The following is a 20,487-nucleotide window of genomic DNA, read 5'->3' as shown; positions in this document are numbered from 1 at the left end:
ATAAATGTTCTACCACTCTTAATTAATAAAATTTAATAGCATCAGATAAAACTCGCTAGCATCAAGTCTAACCTAATAAAGTAAAACCTAATAGAATCTAATACAATCTAATAACATTCTTACTTATTTATACCAAGCTCTCTTAAACAAGCAATCGTAATCTCATCCTGTGGATTTAATTCATAAGCTCTTTCTATATAGTAAGTTGCATCATCAATTTCACCATTGTTTAAGTAAGCCATACCTAAATTACAAAGAATTTCTGGGTCCTCTTTTATCTTAGCAGCTTGCTCAAAATACTCTATTGCTTTATCTAAATTATATTTAGAAGCTTCACAAAGCCCTAATTCAACTATAGCATCTACTTGCTTAGGTTTTATTACTAATATCTTCTCAAAATACATCTTAGCCTGCTCTATTTCGCCCATACCCTTATATCCTAGCCCTATCATAAACAGCAAATTCCACCAATCCATATGTTCTTCTTCCAGTGGCAGTAATTTTTCTAATCCCTCTTTAAACTTACCATGGAATATAAGTGTATATCCTTCTTCATACTGTACTTTAAAATCCATCTTTCCTAAATTTTCTTGTATCTCAGCCACTAAGTCAGCATCTAAACCTAATCTTAATGCATCTTCCCATGTCAATTTAGTCTTCAAATATTGACCTTGATTATAATAATGATAACCTAAATGATAATAACCTAATGCAAAATCATTATCAATATCTATTATCTTTTCAAGTTTGGCCATTGCCTCAAGTAAAAATGCATTCATAGCCTTATCATCTAGGTCTTTTTGATATTGTTTTGCTATCTCTTGGCACACAATTGCATAATTATACATTGCATCTAAATCATCTGGATACATAGTTATAAATGCTTTTATATATATTAAAGAATCTGTATGCTCTCCAATCTCAAAGTATTTTCTAGACATGTATCCCATATATGCTTTTAAATCTAAGTTAATATCCTTAGACAAAGCATCTAAAAACTTTTCATATTCTCCATTATTTTTAAATTTACTATCTATACCAATTATATATATCATTGCATCTGCTATAGACATTGAGTTTAACTTATCTTGAGCAGTTTTTTCTTTTATACCTTTTACTAGTACCTCATTTTTTATAGGTACATCTAGCCCACCTTTTGGCACATCATAACTCTTTAATTTAAATTCTCCACCATGCTTTATAGTTATAAAAGCTAGTTCTTCTGCCTTCTTCAGTAAATACTTTTCTATTTTAAAATCCATTGTTTCCTCCTAAATACTTAAATTTCTACTTTATGAGTTTTAGATTTCTCAAATATTTTTTTATCATCATATTCAAATAAGACTATATTTTCTTCTTCTCTTATTTCTGTATTTATATTATTTTTTAAATCCACAATATTAAATTTAAATGGTTCAAAATGAACATATTTTATTATATGTTTTGCTGGTTTATCAACAAAATTAGGTAGATATGTTGATAAGTTATCATTATCTTGTAAAAATACATGACATCTATTCTTAAAGTCATCCACATCTAACTTATTAAAAAACTGTGGTATATTTGATGTCTTACCTAGTGAAATGTAGTCATACTTTAATATATCATTAAATACATCATTGTCTATATTTATTTTTTCATTATAGAAATCCAGTAATATTTTGTATAATTGATTTTTCCCCTGTGCCAAGTCAAAATACCCATTTTCATCAAAGTACTTAGCAAAAGTTTCAAAAAATTTAAAAGGACTTTGTTTATAAAATTTGCCTATAATATATCTCATGGACAACACAAAGTTTTTAGAATTGTAGTATCTTTCAAGTACATCTTCTATATCCTTTAATTTCAATGTTTCTTCATAGCTTATATAATTATTGTATAAAAACTCATATGGAGCATAATCCTTATATTTAAATCCATGCTCATCTGCTACCTTTCTCATACCTGTACCCTTAATCATCTTTAAGAAACCTAATTGTAAGTGTTCTATCCCTAGATTAAATACATCATTAAATGAGTTCTCAAAGCTTTCATAATCCTCATAGGGAAGTCCTGCAATTAAGTCTAAATGTTGATGTATATTTCTATAAGATGCTACTGTCTGAACAACATGAGATAACTTTTTGAAATCATCTCTTCTTCCTACTGCATCAAGTGTTTTTTCATTTGTCGACTGTACTCCTATTTCAAACTGGAAAAGCCCTTCTTTACAGTCAGCCAAAAACTCTAGCATCTTGTCATCTATCAAATATGCTGTAACTTCAAAATGATAGGTTGTATATCCATTATCATTTTTCATAAGAAAATCCATAATTTCCATAGCTACTTTTTTATTTGCATTAAAAGTTCTATCAATAAATTTAATTTGTGAGACTCTTGCATCTATTAAAGCTTTTAAATCTCTTTTTATTCTATCTAAGCTGAAATATCTCAGACCAGGAATGGTAGAAGATAAGCAGTATTGACAGTTAAATGGACAACCTCTTGACGACTCATAATATACTATTCTATTTTCATATTCCTTTGGATTTAAATTTTCATAAGGACTAGGAATCTCGTCCAAATTTTGAAGAAGTTCCATAGGTTTATTTACTATTATCTCGCTTCCTTGTCTATATACCAATCCGTCTACACTTTTTATTTCTTTTTTTCCTTTAAGATGAAGCACTAAATCTCTAAAGATTAATTCTCCTTCTCCATAAAGTATATAATCTACAAAATCGTATTTCTTCATTGCCTCATAGCTATCATAACTCACTTCTGGCCCGCCCAAAGCTATTTTAGTATTTGGTCTAATTTTTTTTAGATTATCACAAAGTTTAACTATATCTCCTATATTCCAGATATATGTTGAGAATAAAATTATATCATATTCATTTTTGTATATATCTTTTAAAATATAATCTAAGTCATTGTTTATCGTATATTCTTTCATGTCAACTTCTAGCAAATTCCTTACAAATTCTTTTAGGTATCTTATAGCTAAATTTGTATGAATAAACTTAGAATTCAACGTTGTTAATAAAATTTTCAAATATTTCTCACCTCTTTTTAATATTATACTGCTTTTTGTACCCCTTATAGGTTAAAATAGTATATGTAAAGTCTATATAACATTTATATAATTAGATTATTAATTTCAAGTAATGTGAGGAAAGGAAGTTTTTTATGGAATTAATTGAAAAAGTATCTATCAACTCTTTATCAAAAAGAGATTTACTGCTTATTATAAAGTCTCTTGAATACACTAATGAAAATACCCAAATTAGTGACTTTATCGACCTTAGAAATAATATAGTAAAAGAATTATGTTTCTTAACTGACACTAAAGAAAAAGATTTTTTGGATTACTTAGAAAAAAACAGTAATCTCTAGTAACCTAAACCTTTTTAAACTTTAATATATAAATACCTGATTTAGAATGTATCTTTATGCTTAATATATTATCACTAAAGGTTTTCGACATAACTGTTATTTGATTAAATATGGGGTCTATTGTAGTATCGCCTTCTTCAAGGCTTATAAGACTTCTTGGGTCTATTTTTTTATTATACATTTTAACCCCAATTTTATATTTTCTCAACTTAACAACATATTCTGACATAGAAAGAATAAAATCTATATTATCTTCGTTTAATTCAGTCTCTTCACCTAAAATAGATAATATAGATTTTTTCATGCTTTTAATTCCTTCATTTTCTACATTTCTGTCTTCTATATAAATATCATATAAAATATTTAAAACACTTGATAGAATACTTTCTTCATCATAATCTTCATATTTTAAATCAATATATTTATCAATTAATTGTATTGTGCCTATCCTTGCCATCTGAAACTTTACAATATCAGACTTGTCTAATTCTATAGAAAAACCTATTATCTTGTCTTTAATATTTTGTAGTAATTCGACATATTCAATTTTACTGTTATTTATAAGATTGTGCATAACAGAATTATATGCTACAGAACTTAATAAATAATCAAATAAGAATTCCTCTTTTCTAAAGTAACTCACATATTTTTTTATTAATTTAACAACCTCATCTTCACTTTTTTGAATATTAGTATTTGATAAAATTAATGGTAATAAAATATTTAAAAAATTGACATTACCTATTTTTTCTCCATAAAATCTGAAGTAAATAAGTTCATCTTTCAATCTCTTTTCGTCTATATATACACATCTTTGAGTTTTATCATCTATTAAGGATTTTGTATTTATTATAATTAAATCTTTAAGAGTCTTACTTCCATTATTAAAAGAAGATGTGTAGACTTTTTTTATTAATACGTCATTCATAAATATATCCTTTCTCAAAAACTTAATTTAAATATCCTGCTATTAAAAAAAAAGAGACAGCCCGTTAAGAAGCTGTCATATATAGGGGGATAGTAGTGTACAAAAATCATTGTAATCTACTATCTATATATTATTATACGATACTACTTTTTTATATGTAAAGCATCAGTTTTCGACATCCCTATATTCTACAGTTATACAAATTGCGTACTAAGTTCAATTTTATTCTTTTTATTTCAACATTTTGTTGTATTACATTCTTTCTGGAGCGTGCATTCCCAACAGCTTCAGAGAATTTTCTAAAGTTTGTTTTGTGGCTTGTACCAAAGCAAGTCTCGATTTTCTAATCTCTAAATTTTCCACTAAAATTGGATTGTCATGATAAAATTTATTAAACGCTTGAGCTAAATCTAGCATAAATCTTGTAACTATATGCGGCTCATTCTTCTTTAGAGCAAGTAAAATATTTTTATTAAATGACTCTATAACTCTAAGAACTTCTGCACTATCTTCATCAGCCAATAGACTATAATCTATATCAGAAGTGATTTCTTCTTTTGCTTTTCTTAAAACTGCACAACATCTAGCATGTGTATATTGAACATATGGCCCAGTCTCTCCATCAAAGCTTAATGTTCTTTCCCATGAGAAAGTATAGTCTTTTATTCTACTATTAGATAGTTCTTGGAATACTACAGCTCCAACACCTACTTGTTTAGATATTTCATCTACATTTTTAGCATCTGGGTTTTTAGTTAGTATAATATCCTTAGTTTTATCTATAGCTTGATTTAATGCATCTTCTAAAAATACAACTCTTCCTTTTCTAGTTGACATAGTCCCTTCTTCAAGAGCTACCATACCAAATCCAACATGCACTAAGTCTTTTGCCCATTCATATCCCATAAGTTCAATTACTTTAAACCATTGTTGGAAATGTAGGTTTTGTTGAGAACCAACTACATATATACACTTATCAAAATCATAAGTTTCTTTTCTATATATTGCTGCAGCTAAATCTCTTGTCATATATAATGTTGAGCCATCATTCTTAGTAATAAGAGCTGGTGGCATCTTATATTCTTCTAAATCAACGATTCTTGCACCTTTAGACTCTTGTAAAAGATTTTTCTCTTCTAACAACTCTATTACTCTGTCCATCTTATCAGAATAGAAACTTTCACCTGCTAAAGAATCAAATTCTATATCTAAAAGTTTATATACTCTACTAAATTCTTTTAGACTTTCATCTCTAAACCATTGCCATAATTCTTTTGCTTCTTCGTCACCATTTTCTAATTTAGTAAACCATGCTCTTGCTTCATCTTCCATTTCTGGATGTTGTTCTGCTTCCTCATGGAATCTTACATATAATTTTAATAATTCTGGGATTGGATTAGATTCTACTACTTCCTTTTCTCCCCACTTTTTAAAGGCCACTATTAACTTACCAAATTGAGTTCCATAGTCACCTAAATGATTTATTCTTATAGTTTTGTATCCTTGTGATTCATATATCTTATATAGAGCATTACCTATTACTGTAGTTCTTATATGCCCTATATGGAAAGGCTTTGCTATATTTGGAGAAGAGTATTCAACTATTACAGTTTTATCTTTTCCAAAATCACTACGACCATAATTTTCTTTTTCATCTAATACTTTTTTGATTACAGTTTCTGCTAATTGAGATTTGTTTACAAAGAAATTCACATATCCGCCTAATTGTATTACTTTTGTTATCTCTCCACTAGCTTCTATACTTTCTGCTAATTCACTTGCTATCATGTTTGGAGCTTTTCTAAATACTTTAGCTAATTTAAAGCATGGAAAAGCATAGTCACCCATGTCCTTGTTTGGTGGAACTTCTATAAGTGCCTCTATCTCTTCTATCGACAGTTCTTCTATTTTCTCTTTAAGGCAATTTGATATTGCTACCTTGAAATCTTGCATCTTGTTGCTCCTCTCTACATTGTTCCTGGTTTATATTGTGCTTATCTCTTTATGTTAAATCAAATTTAGTGTTTTTTCAAGTATTTCATTACAGGGCAAAACACTTTAATAATTATGTTTTCTGTATATATTAAAAATACTATAATTACAGTTTTTATCTATACGATTATTGCTTTTCTATAAGTCTTTTTCACTCTTGACTTTTATTCCTTCTTCTTCCAGTAACTTTGCTGTGATACCTTTCCCTGGTATTTTTTTGCCTGAAAAACTACCATCATACACTAGATTACATCCACAAGAGGGGCTACCCTCTTTTAGTATTGCTTCGCTACATACATATAATCTTGCTATTTTTAGAGTTTCTTCAGCCCCTCTTACAAAGTTTTCTGTTACATCTTTATTATCTTCTTTTGTGATTACTTTTCCATCAACTATCTCAGCAGGAGGTCTTGGTGTAGATAAACCACCTAACTGTTCTGGACATACAAGAGTAAAATCTTTACCTTTTAGGTATTCTTTTACTTCTTCATTTTCATTATTATCGCCACTATATTTACAATTTATTCCTATTAAACATGCAGATACTAATATCATAAAAATGTGCTCCTATACAAATTATTTTAGTTTAACAATTGTTACTCCTGCTCCACCTTCTCCATACTGGCCACCTCTTTGTGATTTTACATGTCTATTTTTTCTTAAAATGTCTTGTAGTCCTGATTTTAGCACTCCTGTACCAATTCCATGTATTACTGTTACAGATTCTAGACCTGCTACATATGCATCATCTAGATATTTTTCGACTTCCATTATAGCTTCTTCTAAATTTAAACCTCTAAGGTCAACTTCACTTTTTATATTTCCAGATTTTGCCCTTATGATATTTCTTGTTGATTTAGTAACGTGTTTTGAAACATCCTTGTGAGATTTTTGTAAAGATTTAAAAGGTAGAGTCATCTTCATTATACCAATTTGCACTACTGCTTCTTTTCTCTTTTTGTCTACAGAAACCACACTACCATTTTGATTTAAAGTTATTACTCTAACTTCTTCCCCTGGTTTTAGGTCTTTTATTTCTTTACTTGAAACTTTTGGAACTATCATACTTTTTACTGTCGGTTGAAGACTTCCCATAGAACTAGTCAATTCTTTTCTAAGTTCTTCTATTTTACGATTTTTTTCTTTAGAAGCTCTTTCTTGTTCTAAACTTCTAAGTTCCTTTATTATAAGGTCTACTTCTTCCTTAGCTTGTCTTGTTATTGAAAATGCTTCTGATTTAGCCTTTTCAATCATCTTATCTCTTTGAGTAACTAATTTTTCAAGTTTTTCGTCGTATTCTACTTTTAGTCTTTCTATCTCTTCCTTCAATCTCTCAGCTTCTTCTCTATCTTCAATAGCTTTGATTCTGTTCTTTTCAACATTTTGTAATACATCTTCTAAAGCTATGTTATCTGTGTTTATATATTCTTTGGCACGTGAAATTACATAGTCACTAAGTCCAAGTTTTCTGGAAATCTCAAACGCATTTGATTTTCCAGGAACACCTATAAGTAACTTATATGTTGGACTTAAAGTTTCTATATCAAATTCAACTGCTGCATTTTCTACACCAGATTTAGTAAGAGCATAATTTTTAAGTTCACTATAGTGAGTAGTTGCTATACATTTCGCTCCTACAGAGTTTATATCTTCTAATACTGCTATTGCAAGTGCAGCTCCCTCAACAGGGTCTGTTCCTGCTCCTAATTCGTCAAATATAACTAAAGAGTCTGCTGTTACGGTTTTTAGTATTGATACTATATTTGTCATGTGAGATGAAAATGTAGATAAACTTTGCTCAATACTTTGTTCATCTCCTATATCTGCAAATACATTATCATATACACACATACTACTTCCATAATCAGCAGGTATGTGAAGTCCACTTTGTGTCATAAGTGCAAATAAACCTACAGTTTTTATTGTAACTGTTTTACCACCTGTATTTGGACCTGTTATTACCAATGTGTGGAAGTCTCTTCCTAAATAAATAGTATTTGCCACTACTTTTTTCTTATCTAATAGTGGATGTCTTCCATTTTTTATATTTAAATATTTATCCTCATTTAATGTAGGCTCTATACCTCTCATTTGTATAGAAAGTTTTCCTTTTGAAAATGCAAAGTCTAATCTTCCAAGTATCTCTTGATTGGATATCAAATCTTCACTTACTTCTCCAACCATTGCAGAAAGTTCTGATAAAATTCTCTCTATCTCTTCTTGCTCTCCTAATTTTAGCTGTCTTAACTCATTGTTCATCTCTACTATAGTCATTGGCTCTATAAAAAGTGTCGCACCAGAAGATGACTGGTCATGTACTATACCAGCTACTTGCGACCTATATTCAGATTTTACAGGTACTACAAATCTATCACCTCTTAGAGAAATTATGGCATCTTGTAAGTATTTTTGATAAGTAGTTGAACTTATTATTGAATTTAATTTAGACCTAATGGATTGATTTTTTTGAGCTATTCTTCTTCTGATATCTCTAAGTGTACTTGAAGCATTGTCAGATATTTCTACTTCACTTATTATCGCATTGTATATCTGTTCTTCTATATCTTTATATACATATAGAGAATTTGATAGAGATTGTATTATTGGATAATTAAAATCTTCTTCATCACTGCTAGATAGACTATTTTTTAATCTTCTAGCTACTCTTAAAGTATCCGCTATCATAATTAAACTTCCTGGGTCAAGAGATGCACCTATATAGGCTCTTTTAACCTTATCTTCTATATCATGAATACCATCCAAACCTACTGAACCTCTCTTTATAATAATTGATTGAGCTTCACTAGTTTCTTCTAGCATGGACTTTACTTCTACAAAATCAGTATTTGGAACTAAACTTTCTATATATTTTAGACCTAAAGAAGATGAGGCTTTCTTCTTTAATAAATCTATTATTTTATTGTATTCTAGAACTCTTAACGATTTCTCATTCATTTTTCTATGTTCACCATCCTCAATATTTTAACTTTTTTCTTTAATATTTAAAATGTATGCTTTCCAAGCATTTTCAATAAAAACTGCAAGTTTTATTTCTTTTTTATTTCTAAATTTATTATATTTTTTCTCTTTTAGATATATTTTAAACATATTTTGTATTATACTATGTATGTAGCTATCTATATATTATACATAAACATGCTTTATTTGTAATATAATCTGTTAAAAAAATCTTCTTTAATATTTTTTAAAGGAGTTTATTTTAGCTTATTTTATAAAAATAGCTACTTATATAGATAAATTAAGGAGGAACACAAGTCATGGGAAACGTATTAGAAGGATTAAAGCCAGAAAATGTTTTTAAAAACTTTGAGAAAATATCTCAAATTCCTAGAGGTTCTGGAAACGAGAAAGGCATAAGTGATTATTTACTTAGCTTTGGTAAAAATTTAGGGCTTGAAACTATCCAGGATGAAAGTTTAAACATAATAATAAGAAAGCCTGCTACAAAAGGATATGAAAATTGTCCAGGAGTAGTTCTTCAAGGACATATGGATATGGTTTGTGAAAAAGAAAAGAATGTTGAACATGATTTTCTTAAAGACCCTATAAAATTAAGAATTAATGGTGATATGATATACGCTACTGGAACTACTCTTGGAGCTGACAATGGTATCGCTGTTGCTATGGGTATGGCTATATTAGAAGATAATACTTTAGAGCATCCAGCATTAGAAGTTTTAGTTACTGTTAATGAAGAAGATGGTATGAATGGTGCTGATGCATTAGACCCAAGCTTAATCAAAGGTCAATATATCCTAAACATGGACTCCGAGGAAGAAGGATATCTATTAGTTAGTTGTGCTGGTGGTAAAACTTGTGTTGTTAGTCTACCTGTTGAGTACAAAGAAGTTGGAGCTGACAAGCAAGCTTTATTAGTTGAAGTTACTGGATTATTAGGTGGACATTCTGGTATGGAAATTGTTTTACAAAGAGCAAATGCTAACAAAGCAATAGCTAGAGTATTAAGCGTACTAGATGTTGATTACGAATTAGTTTCAGTTGATGGTGGTACTAAGCATAATGCTATACCTCGTGAAGCTAAATGTATAATAGCTGTTGATAAAGCTGATGTTGAATCTGCTAAAAAACAAATAAATGATATTTTAACTGCATTTAAACATGAGTTTACTACTTCTGACCCTGATATGGCTTATTCAGTAGTTGAAACTTCTGCAACTAAAGCTCTTACTAAAGACTGCAAAGAAAAAGTTATTCAAATGTCAAGCTTAACTCCTCATGGTGTTCAATCTGTAAGTCTTGATATAGAAGGATTAGTTGAAAGTTCTACTAACTTTGCTATAATTGAAACTAAAGAATCAACTATTGAATTCTTAACTTCTGTTAGAAGTTCTGTTATGTCTATTAGAGATGAGATAGCTGATAGAATAAGACTTTTAGCTCAAGCTTTAGGTGCTGACTATGGTCTTACATCTCAATATCCAGCTTGGGAATTTAAAAAAGGTTCTAAATTAGAAAAAATATGTAGTGAAACTTATGAGAAATTAACTGGTAAAGTTCCTACTGTTATGGCTCTACATGCTGGTCTTGAGTGTGGATTATTACTTGATAAACTTCCTCATGCTGAAGCTATATCTATAGGACCAGATATGTTTGATGTTCATACTCCAAAAGAACACGTTAGTATACCTTCTATTGCTAATGTTTGGGATTATGTTATTGAAATATTAAAATCTATGAACCAATATTAAGACTAAGTTTTAAGAAGCAGATTTTAATTCTAAGTAAATCTATATAAAATTAACCTGTAAATTAATACTAATGTTAGCATCAAGTTTAATTTTAGTGTTAATTTATAGAAATAAAGCCTAATGATGATAATAACATACGTCATTGGGCTTTATTATTTTTACTTTAAAAAGATTTATTAGATACTTTTTATTTAAAAATTTATTATATTTTTATACTGAATCTTATATAAATTAATACATCTCTTTTATGTACAATTATACAAAACTCGTTCAATTGTATCTTATTTACAATTTTTATAGTAAACCTTACTAAAAATTATACTCCTACTATTTTAAATTTATTTCTTCCTTGCTTCTTAGAATCATAAAGAGCATCATCTGCCATTTGATATAATTCGTCATATTTCTGTCCATATTTTGTTATTACTACACCCATACTTATAGATATGCTTTTTCCACTTGGCAGTTTTATGAGGTGAATTTGTTTATATACTTCATTACATTTATTGACAAGTTCTTCCTTATTTATTATATCTTTAATATATATACTAAACTCGTCTCCACCCAATCGACCAACAATATCATTTTTTTCAAAACTTCTATCAAGCACTTTTGCAACATCAATTAATATTTTATCTCCAATTAAATGCCCATAAGTATCATTAATAGACTTAAAATAATCAATATCTAAAATTAACAAAGCTCCATTTTTGTTAGGAGATAAATTAGATAAACTTTCTGTAGTTAACTTTCTAATATATGCTGAATTAAGAATATTTGTTAAGCCATCTTTTTGAACCTTATCCAGTAACTTATCTTTTTCCTCTTTTTCAGAATCAATATTAGATATTTTTCCAATTACATACACTGGTACACTTTTTTCATTATAAATTATTTTTGAAGTAATTCTAATCCAGTGACAACTACCATCAGCGCAGATAGAATACATTTCAGTCGTCCCATTCTCCTGTGACTTGATTACATCAAAAAACTTTTTATTATGTTCTATTTCAATCTCACTCATAGCACTCTTACTTATACCATAATAAGTACTAATTCCTTTCCCTTTCATAGAAACTATCAATTTATCTCGTTTATAATCATATTCAAAAAAGTATTCACTTGCCATTTCATAAACTTCAGCATGCTTTTTAAGTTCCAAAGATATTTTCTGATTCATACTTTTACGTGTATGCAAGCTCCATGCCATACCTCCAATAATGCAAAGTAATAAACTAGCAACTATTAAAATAGTTTCAATTGGATTTTGTTGCATAATATAAAGTAGTGAAAAGTCTTGTCTATATGTAGTGTTTTGATAGATAATTGATTGCATCTTTTCTGATGGAATGCTTATAATAGCTTTATTAAATATACCCAATAATTCCTGCTTACTTGGTTTAACTATTCCAAAGCAAATACTCTGTGATTCATAAGTCTGTGGAACTAAACGTACGTTTTTGTACTTAGGTTGATTAATATAGTACTGTATAGAATATCCTTCTCCATAAGTATAATCTGCAAACCCTTTGTTAACAGCTTCTATACACTCTTCCAAAGTATCATACCATATGACATCCCCATTAAAATAATTATCATAACCAGTACCTTTAGGTAGAGCTAGACGTTTTCCATCTAAACTATTTTCATTTAATTTGTTATTAATCATCATAATATATTGGGTGGAAACAAATGGTCGAGACATAGTCACATTGTGTTTACGAGAATCTTCATAATCATAAATCATTCCTGCTACAATATCAATTTCATGATTTTTAGTCATTTTATCCAAATCTTTTTGGGACTTTACAGGCACCAGTTCAAACTTCAATCTAGTTTTATCAGATATGTGATTTAATAAATCTATTGATATACCCTTTAATTCGCCCGTTTTTTTATCTATGTTTTGAAATGGTGTCTTATTTAAAAGTACTCCAACTTTTAATGTATCTATATCTTTAATATATGTAGTTTCATCATCAGACAAAATCATCTTACTATTTTCTGGTGTAAAATATTTTTCATACAAAGCAGTCGAAAAATATGGGTCTGTCTGTTCGATATTATTAATTGCTGAATTGAGTCTTTGAGTTAAGTCTGTACTTCCTTTAGGTGTAATAAAATAGAATGGCTTTGGTGAGAATTTAGCTATAGTACGCACACCTTCCATTGGACTCACACTCACATTAAGCAGTGCATCTGCTTCACCAACCTTTAGTGCTTGTAATTGTTCTTCTTGTGACTTACAATATACCAATTTAGGTGATATTAAATTCATCTTGCAATATTCATTTAATTCTTTAAGCCTAGTATTAGAATTCTCTATTACAGCAATACGAATTTCTTTCATAGCTTCTAAACTTATACTATCAATAGCTGTATTTTCATATAATACTTGTAATACTGTATTTACTACTCCATAACTATTACCTGCATAATTATACAATTTTTCCATCTGCTCATTGTATAACATGCTTCCCATTATATCAATCTCACCTTTTTCTAACATTTTCATTAGTTTTGTAAGAGCTTCATTTTCATCACCAGATACTTGAACAAATTCATAATTCCATCCAGTATATTGTGCAATTTCTAACAGATATTCGTATGTATATCCAGAGTACTTACCTTGTTTATCTAGTTCAGTTAACCCTTTTTGAATAGGATAAGCAACCCGAATAGTACGATTATCACTACCTAGAGCATTGACATTAAAAGGAAATATGCAAGAAGTGAATATGGATGCAATTACAATAATTAATAAAAGTAATTTTTTTGAATTCACTACACTAATCCTCCATATAATTAAGATTTACAATGCAAATTACTACTTAAACTTTTAGATATGAAAAAGTAGATTAGCATAAAAAAGGATATAAAAATTTACTTAAAAATTTAAATATCCTCACCATATACAATATACCTAGATTATAACTGATTTATTTGATTATTACAACAAATTTACTATATTAAATGTATACATTATCTTGTGCTAATCTCGAGTATATAATACATTCTAAGTTCTATCTTATTTCAAATTTAGCACTATTTCTATTTACAGTTCTCTTATATTTTACACTTGGGTATCCCAATATAAATGAAGTTATAACTGCTTCATTATCATTCATTCCCAATAATTCCTTTAACTTTGGCTCTACATTTGATGCCATAACAAAGAATCCATTGTAGCACATTCCTAATCCTTGAGAATAAGCCATAAGCTCCATATTAGACGCAGCTAATCCACCATCTACATATACACTTCCTCCTAAAGAAGTATCACCAACTACTACCATAAGTAATGGTGCATCATAGAATAGAGAATCATATCCTTCTTCTTTATATCTTTTGTACATTCTCTTAAATGTATTTTTATATATAGAACGTACAGGGTCTTCATCATCAGTATTTAATGCCAAGTTATAAAGCCCTTCTATTGCTAATTCTTTTACTTCTTTTAGTTTTTCTTTTACTAATATGTATCTTATCGGTTGTCTATTTCCACCTGTTGGTGTGTATCTTCCTGCTTCTACTATGTTTTTTATTTTTTCTTCTTCTACCTCTATGTCTTTATAGCTTCTTATACTTCTTCTAAATTTGATAAAGTTTAGTAATTTTTCAGGCTCTAGTTCAAAATTTTCATGATTGAATTCTAATACTTCATTTTTATCAAATCCCTGCATTTCTATTGCATCTGTTGGACATATAGCCATACAGTGACCACAATTAATACAGAGAATATTTTTCACCTTTGCTTTATCTTCTTTAACCCTTATTGCATTTACAAGGCAGTCTGACTCACACATACCACATCCTACACATTTGTCTAAATTTATGTCTATCATTCCAGATTATTCCTCCATTTTAAAATTTTTACTCTAGTATAAATCAAATAGTTGTCCTAGTCAATTTTTATTTTTTTAACAATACATAGGCTTTAATTTTTTAATTAATCTAAAAAATTTACACTGTAATCTTTCAATTTACCATTATCATATGTTATCTTTGCACTAAAAATTTTGCCTTTTTTAGCCCAATCTAAAAATAATCTGTCGCCTTCCCACATATTTAAGTCAAATATTTTATCATTATCAACCCAAAGTAACTTGCCTTCTTTACAATTATCTAAATCTTTGTTAGATAAAGTTCCTTCAAATTCATCTGAAAAATACAAAAACATATACCAATCTTCTTCATCTTTAAATTTTGGAAAAGTTATCAATCCTTTATATGTTAATGACTTAAGAGTAAGACCTGTTTCTTCTTTAACTTCTCTGACTATACATTCTTCTGGTGTTTCTCCCTGCTCAAATTTTCCACCAACACCTACATACTTACCTTCATGTACATCATCTTTCTTCTTATTTCTATACAACATTAAAGTCTTACTATCTTTTTCTATATAACAAATAGTCGTAAGTTTCATATACTTCGCCTTACTTTCTCTTTTCTATTTTTCATTTACTTATTTTATATATTTAAGTTTATTACTATAATTACTGATGCAAAGAATCACTATAATTACTCATTGCAGTCAATTATTAACAAGTTGACCTTAAGTTTATATTAATTATAGTCATTTATTTAAACTAATTATTTGCCAATTCACATTTTTAAATTTATTGTTATTTTCCTTATTTACTCATTTTCATTGTTTTCAAGTACATCACTAATATTTTTCATTGCATTAAGAGAAAGCTCTGCAAATTCATCAAATGGAATCCCTATATCTTCTATACTTCTCATTGCATCTCTATTTACATTTGAAGCAAATCTTGTTTCTTTCATTCTTTTAATTACAGATTTTGTCTTTACACTCATAAGTTTTTTATCTGGATAAACTAAAGCTATTGCAGTTATAAATCCAGTTATAGGGTCTGCTGCATATATAGCTTTTTCCATTAAACTAGTTCTTGTAACCCCCATACCATCATGATGACCAAGTATTGCTCTATACATTTCTTCATCACCAAAATTTTCTTTTTTGAGAAGTTCTACAGTTGTTGTTGCATGACCTTCACAGATTTCTCCTGGCTTTCTTCCAACTATATCTGAATCCAAATCATGTAAAAGACCTGCAACCGCCCATTTTTCTTCTTTCTCTGGCTCTAGTCTTTTGGCTAAATCTTTCATAACTGCTTCAACTGCATAGCAATGTTTTCTCATTCTATCAGTTTCTAAATACTTAAATAAAATGTCTAAAGCTTCTTCTCTCATTTTCAGTAATCCCCCTGTTTTTTCATAGATATGATATTTTTATATATTAATACACATAAATTCAAGAGTTTTTATATATTTATGTATATTTTTCATGTTATATCTATTCTACACCTTTATAGTAGTGTCCTGCAACTGTTCCAATTTCATCCAATTGCTTATATAAGTTAGTAGCTTTTTCTCCAAGTTTATAATTATTGTTTAAAACCTCAATATGAGCTTCAATAACTTTCTCTACCATTTCACTATTTTCCACTGTAAAATCTATTCTAAATACATCTACTCCAATCTCATCTAATTCATAAAGATTATCCAACATACATGTTACCTTTGAATTGTAAATAGTGCTTCTACAGAATATATCTTGTGTTATCCTATAACTTGCATCTGTAAAATCTCTTAGAGCATAACTGCTCTCCTTACATTTAGCTACTCTCTTATCTTTTTTACAATCTCTAACAACAACCCCCATAGGGCAGTATTCTGTGACCATCATAGGCGTATATCCATATATCACTGCTTCAATTTCTGCATCTGTATATTTTAATGTTTGTTCAATTTCACTTAAATTTAACTCCTGTGATAAACAAACCGTACTTGCTCCTGTATCCCTAAAGTGATTTATACTTTCACTATTAAAAGTATTCAAATAGCAATCTATATTTAGATTTTTATCTTTAAAATAATCCATAGAACCCCAATTACCAATTTGAATTTTATTAAGCCCTTTTATATTATCTAATACTTCAAACTGTTTGTATTCTCTATTTCTAATAATTCTTGGTGCTGAATAGATTAATCTATCTTCAAAGCTAGATGTTCTTTCACTTGAAACATTTACATCATCTATATTTAATGAAGAATTTACACTATCTATATTTGAACTTAAATTAACTGATTCTTTAGAAATACTTGAAGCTATTTCCAAAGCTTCAAATAGCGTATTTATATCTTCATAATAAATTAAATCTACATTATATTTTAGTACTGCTTCTAATTGCTCTAAATTCTTAACTTTAACTCTAAGTTTAGGAGTTGTATTAAATTCTTTATGTCGATTTATTTTAGCTGGTTTATATTTTAATTTACTTTCCTTAAATCTTCTCTCTTTTATCCTTATTCTTTCCTCATCCAAAAGCTCAATACAATCTCTTCTCATTTGATTTAATATACTTATAGGTATACTTACACCTTCGTCTAAATCAATGTCTATATCTTTTAATTTATAAGGCGTATTTCCAAGTTTTTGAATCTGTGTTTCGATTTTTTCTTCACTTAAAGCAACTTTTATAGCTTTTTCAGCTACCTTTTCACCCTCTACAACTGCTTTATTACCACAAAAATCACTTATAGAGAGTACTGGCTTTTCACCCAGTTTAATACTTACTTTTGCATTTATGTTAGTTTTTATAAGTTCTTTATCTTGCTGAAATGTAGACTGTACTTTGTCCATTAATTCACTGTCTGAAGTCTTGAATATAAGTTGATTTCTCTTTGCTTCCCCAATAAAATCTAATTCGATTAAATCTCCTTTGTGTGCTATTGTAGTTATCTCTCCATCTTTTATAATTCTTCCAATAGTTCCTCCACCTAAGTTGATTCCATCTCCTTTTTTAAGGGTATTCTCTAGTATCACTCTAAGTCTCTTTGTTTTTCTATTATGGTCTAAGACTTTTCCAACATATAGACCTTGATTGTTAGGTCTATCAGAATTCATTATATCCTTACCAACTTCACCTAATATATATCCTTTAGTAAACTTTCTATTGAAGATAGTATACAAATTATTTATTATTTCCTCAGAAATATTTATTTTATTCTCACTTATAAACTCATTAATCGCTTCTCTATATCCTGAAACTACAGTAGCTACATATTCTGGCTTTTTCATTCTTCCTTCAATTTTTAGAGATAATACCCCTGCTTCGATTATTTTGTCTAAATCTTCTATAGTACTTAAATCTCTAGGGCTTAATAAGTAATCTCCATTACTATTTACAACTTCACCTGTATTTATATCTATTAACTCATATTTTTGTCTACATGGTTGTGCACATCTTCCTCTGTTTCCAGACCTGTTTCCTATCATACTACTCATAAGACATTGACCTGAATAACATACACATAAAGCCCCATGCACAAATACTTCTACATCTACAGTTGTATTTTCACAAATCCATTTTATCTCATCAACATTTAATTCTCTTGCCAAAACTACCCTATCAAATCCTACGCTTTTAAGGTATTTTACATCTTCTAGCGAATGAGCTACCATCTGAGTACTTGCATGTAATTCAAAATCAGGTAGTAATTTTTTTATAAGCCTTGCCATACCTATATCTTGAACTATTAATGCATCAATATCTATATCATATAAAAATTTTACATACTCGACAAAATCTTCTATCTCATACTGTTTTATCAATGTATTTACAGTGACAAATACTTGTACTCCTCTTATATGACAATATTTAACAGCTTCAATCAACTCATTTCTATCAAAGTTATTTGCAGATGCTCTCGCACTAAAGTCTTTTCCACCTAAGTACACAGCATTTGCCCCATTTTGTACTGCTGCTTTCAAGGAATCAAAAGAGCCAACTGGTGCAAGTAATTCTATTTTTTTCATATTTTTCTCCTCTATATATACTTGTTAAACTTAATGTTATCATGTCTATAATTTACACATTTACACTAAATTTATATACTACTTACTATATTTAAAGTATATCAAATAATGACTCTATTGTTTTGTTAATTTAAATTAAAAGAATCATCTTTATTGATAAACATAACTATAAAGACTACTGATAAAATAAGGAAACATATTAATATAGATTTTTCCACAAAAATCTTTGTAAAAACAGTTCCCAAAATAGCTCCCAAAATAAAGAATATAATAATAGCATAATACTGCAAACTCTTCTTTATCATAAAAATATTTTTAGTTTGCACATAATGAAATAGTGTTTCTGTAGCACTTCTTAAATTACCAGTACACATTGTTGTTGCAAATGTGTTGCCATTTACCTTTCTAAAACTCTCAACTTGCATTGAACAAATGAAAGATATAGCAACATTTACAAACATATTAAATTTTCCTTGAGGAATAAAAGAAACAATAAGTATAGTAATCATTTCAATTCCAATGATAACTTGTCGCCAATGAATCTTTCTATTATTATTTTTAAAATGATTTCTTATTTTTTCTGCTATCAACACCCCTAAAATAAAAGCCAAAATAGGAATAAAATAATAAAAAGATTTCCTGACATTACCTTCTGCTATGTTAAGACCAAATAAAACTATATTTCCAGTCTGTGCATTAGCAAATACTTTTCCTCTTACTACATAAGTATAAATATCTAAAAATCCTCCTGTTATTGCCAATAAAGCGCATAAGAAGAATGATTCAGACATCTGGCTCTGTTTTGTCATATATAAACATCTCACTTTCTATTGATAGATACCAAATCAAAATTCTTTTAGATATTATTTTTTATTTTAATATTTTAAAAAAATTTTATATTTACATATTATTTATACACTAGTTATATGTATACATTACATGTTATTTATATTTATTATTTATAAATTAAAAGAAGCTGTCTCAAAAAACAAGAGACAGCAAATCTTTTAATTTATTCCACGTTTTTTACATCATTATTTAACCCTGTACATTTTAGCTGTAAATCATAAGCCTTGTTTTGAAACTCAGAAGCTAAATTTTCAGCTATAGTAGCTCTTTCATTTGATTCTTCAAGCTGAGCAGTTAACTCTTCTATCTTGTTTTTATAAGCATCTAACTCGGCTTTAGAGCCTTCTGTTGTATTACTAAGTTCAAATATTTCTTGCTTTTTATTTTCTATAATCTCAATTAACTCTTTCATTTTAGCTTCAGTTTCACGATTTTCTGCTTCTTTTTCTGCTATTGTAAGTTTTAAAGATTTGATTTCTAATTGAAGTTCTTCGTTGGATGAACCAACCTTCTTGCTCAATTCTTCATTAGCTTTAATCAACCTCTCATTTTCATCTGAACATTCAAATAAAAGGTCTGATATATTTAATGCAGTTAATATTGCAGCAACTGATAAGCTTAGCTTCGGGTTTTGACGTGTTATCTTATCCATTTCTTTGTCAACAAAATCAGCAATACTAATCATAAATTTCTCTGACTTGTCTCCAACCATTGGATACTCAGCGCCATGGATTTTTACCATTACTTTGTTCATCCTAACCTCCCCG

At 28.7% G+C, this 20,487-nt stretch carries 15 protein-coding genes; 2 read left to right on the top strand and 13 right to left on the bottom strand.

Translation table 11 applies throughout. From position 1 onward, the window contains the following. Positions 1 to 119 precede the first annotated feature (119 nt). Positions 120 to 1,262, bottom strand: a complete 1,143-nt coding sequence (locus tag IC218_RS13880) for a tetratricopeptide repeat protein (RefSeq protein ID WP_227824725.1) — start codon at positions 1,260 to 1,262, stop codon at positions 120 to 122. A 17-nt stretch (positions 1,263 to 1,279) separates the two neighbouring features. Continuing rightward, a complete protein-coding gene (locus IC218_RS13875; RefSeq protein ID WP_227483006.1) occupies positions 1,280 to 3,034 on the bottom strand; it encodes a B12-binding domain-containing radical SAM protein in 1,755 nt (584 codons plus the stop codon). Between the two features lie 134 nt (positions 3,035 to 3,168). Between IC218_RS13875 and IC218_RS13870 the strand changes: the two genes are divergently transcribed. Beyond that, positions 3,169 to 3,375: a hypothetical protein gene (locus tag IC218_RS13870; RefSeq protein WP_227433457.1), complete on the top strand. Its 207-nt coding sequence runs from the start codon at positions 3,169 to 3,171 to the stop codon at positions 3,373 to 3,375. Between the two features lie 4 nt (positions 3,376 to 3,379). On the opposite strand, the gene IC218_RS13865 is transcribed toward IC218_RS13870, so the two are convergent. The 4 genes from IC218_RS13865 to IC218_RS13850 form a co-directional block, all read right to left on the bottom strand. Then, on the bottom strand, positions 3,380 to 4,303 hold the full coding sequence (locus IC218_RS13865; RefSeq protein WP_227824724.1) for a hypothetical protein: 924 nt from the start codon (positions 4,301 to 4,303) through the stop codon (positions 3,380 to 3,382). 252 nt (positions 4,304 to 4,555) lie between these two features. After that, positions 4,556 to 6,256 carry an arginine--tRNA ligase gene (gene argS / locus IC218_RS13860; protein ID WP_227433459.1) on the bottom strand — a complete coding sequence of 567 codons (1,701 nt, stop codon included), beginning with the start codon at positions 6,254 to 6,256 and terminating at the stop codon, positions 4,556 to 4,558. 177 nt (positions 6,257 to 6,433) lie between these two features. Continuing rightward, on the bottom strand, positions 6,434 to 6,850 hold the full coding sequence (locus IC218_RS13855; RefSeq protein WP_227433460.1) for a DUF523 domain-containing protein: 417 nt from the start codon (positions 6,848 to 6,850) through the stop codon (positions 6,434 to 6,436). A 21-nt stretch (positions 6,851 to 6,871) separates the two neighbouring features. Beyond that, positions 6,872 to 9,250 (bottom strand): endonuclease MutS2, encoded by a 2,379-nt coding sequence (locus tag IC218_RS13850; RefSeq protein WP_227483008.1) that lies wholly within the window; start codon positions 9,248 to 9,250, stop codon positions 6,872 to 6,874. 323 nt (positions 9,251 to 9,573) lie between these two features. Between IC218_RS13850 and IC218_RS13845 the strand changes: the two genes are divergently transcribed. Continuing rightward, complete coding sequence (locus IC218_RS13845) at positions 9,574 to 11,025, top strand: aminoacyl-histidine dipeptidase (protein ID WP_227824723.1); 1,452 nt, start codon at positions 9,574 to 9,576, stop codon at positions 11,023 to 11,025. A 316-nt stretch (positions 11,026 to 11,341) separates the two neighbouring features. On the opposite strand, the gene IC218_RS22240 is transcribed toward IC218_RS13845, so the two are convergent. From IC218_RS22240 to zapA, 7 genes are all read right to left on the bottom strand, one after another. Beyond that, entirely contained in the window at positions 11,342 to 13,810 is a 2,469-nt protein-coding gene (locus IC218_RS22240) for a diguanylate cyclase domain-containing protein (RefSeq protein WP_227824722.1), read from the bottom strand. 238 nt (positions 13,811 to 14,048) lie between these two features. Continuing rightward, the gene (locus IC218_RS13835) at positions 14,049 to 14,870 is read right to left on the bottom strand and encodes a nitroreductase family protein (protein ID WP_227824721.1); all 822 of its coding nucleotides are present in this window, start codon (positions 14,868 to 14,870) and stop codon (positions 14,049 to 14,051) included. Positions 14,871 to 14,974: 104 nt separating this feature from the next. Next, entirely contained in the window at positions 14,975 to 15,451 is a 477-nt protein-coding gene (locus tag IC218_RS13830; RefSeq protein ID WP_227433465.1) for an NUDIX hydrolase, read from the bottom strand. Between the two features lie 212 nt (positions 15,452 to 15,663). After that, positions 15,664 to 16,242: an HD domain-containing protein gene (locus tag IC218_RS13825; protein ID WP_227824720.1), complete on the bottom strand. Its 579-nt coding sequence runs from the start codon at positions 16,240 to 16,242 to the stop codon at positions 15,664 to 15,666. 103 nt (positions 16,243 to 16,345) lie between these two features. Further along, positions 16,346 to 18,871 carry a U32 family peptidase gene (locus IC218_RS13820; RefSeq protein ID WP_227824719.1) on the bottom strand — a complete coding sequence of 842 codons (2,526 nt, stop codon included), beginning with the start codon at positions 18,869 to 18,871 and terminating at the stop codon, positions 16,346 to 16,348. Between the two features lie 125 nt (positions 18,872 to 18,996). Then, positions 18,997 to 19,680, bottom strand: a complete 684-nt coding sequence (locus IC218_RS13815) for a YoaK family protein (protein WP_227433468.1) — start codon at positions 19,678 to 19,680, stop codon at positions 18,997 to 18,999. Positions 19,681 to 19,883: 203 nt separating this feature from the next. Further along, the gene (gene zapA, locus IC218_RS13810; protein WP_227433469.1) at positions 19,884 to 20,474 is read right to left on the bottom strand and encodes a cell division protein ZapA; all 591 of its coding nucleotides are present in this window, start codon (positions 20,472 to 20,474) and stop codon (positions 19,884 to 19,886) included. Positions 20,475 to 20,487 lie beyond the last annotated feature (13 nt).

Origin of the sequence: Clostridioides sp. ES-S-0005-03, from assembly GCF_020658455.1 — a bacterium.
In the GTDB taxonomy this organism is placed as follows: Bacteria; Bacillota; Clostridia; order Peptostreptococcales; family Peptostreptococcaceae; genus Clostridioides.
Note: the sequence above shows the minus strand (reverse complement) of the source record. Positions and strands in the feature narration are given on the sequence as shown.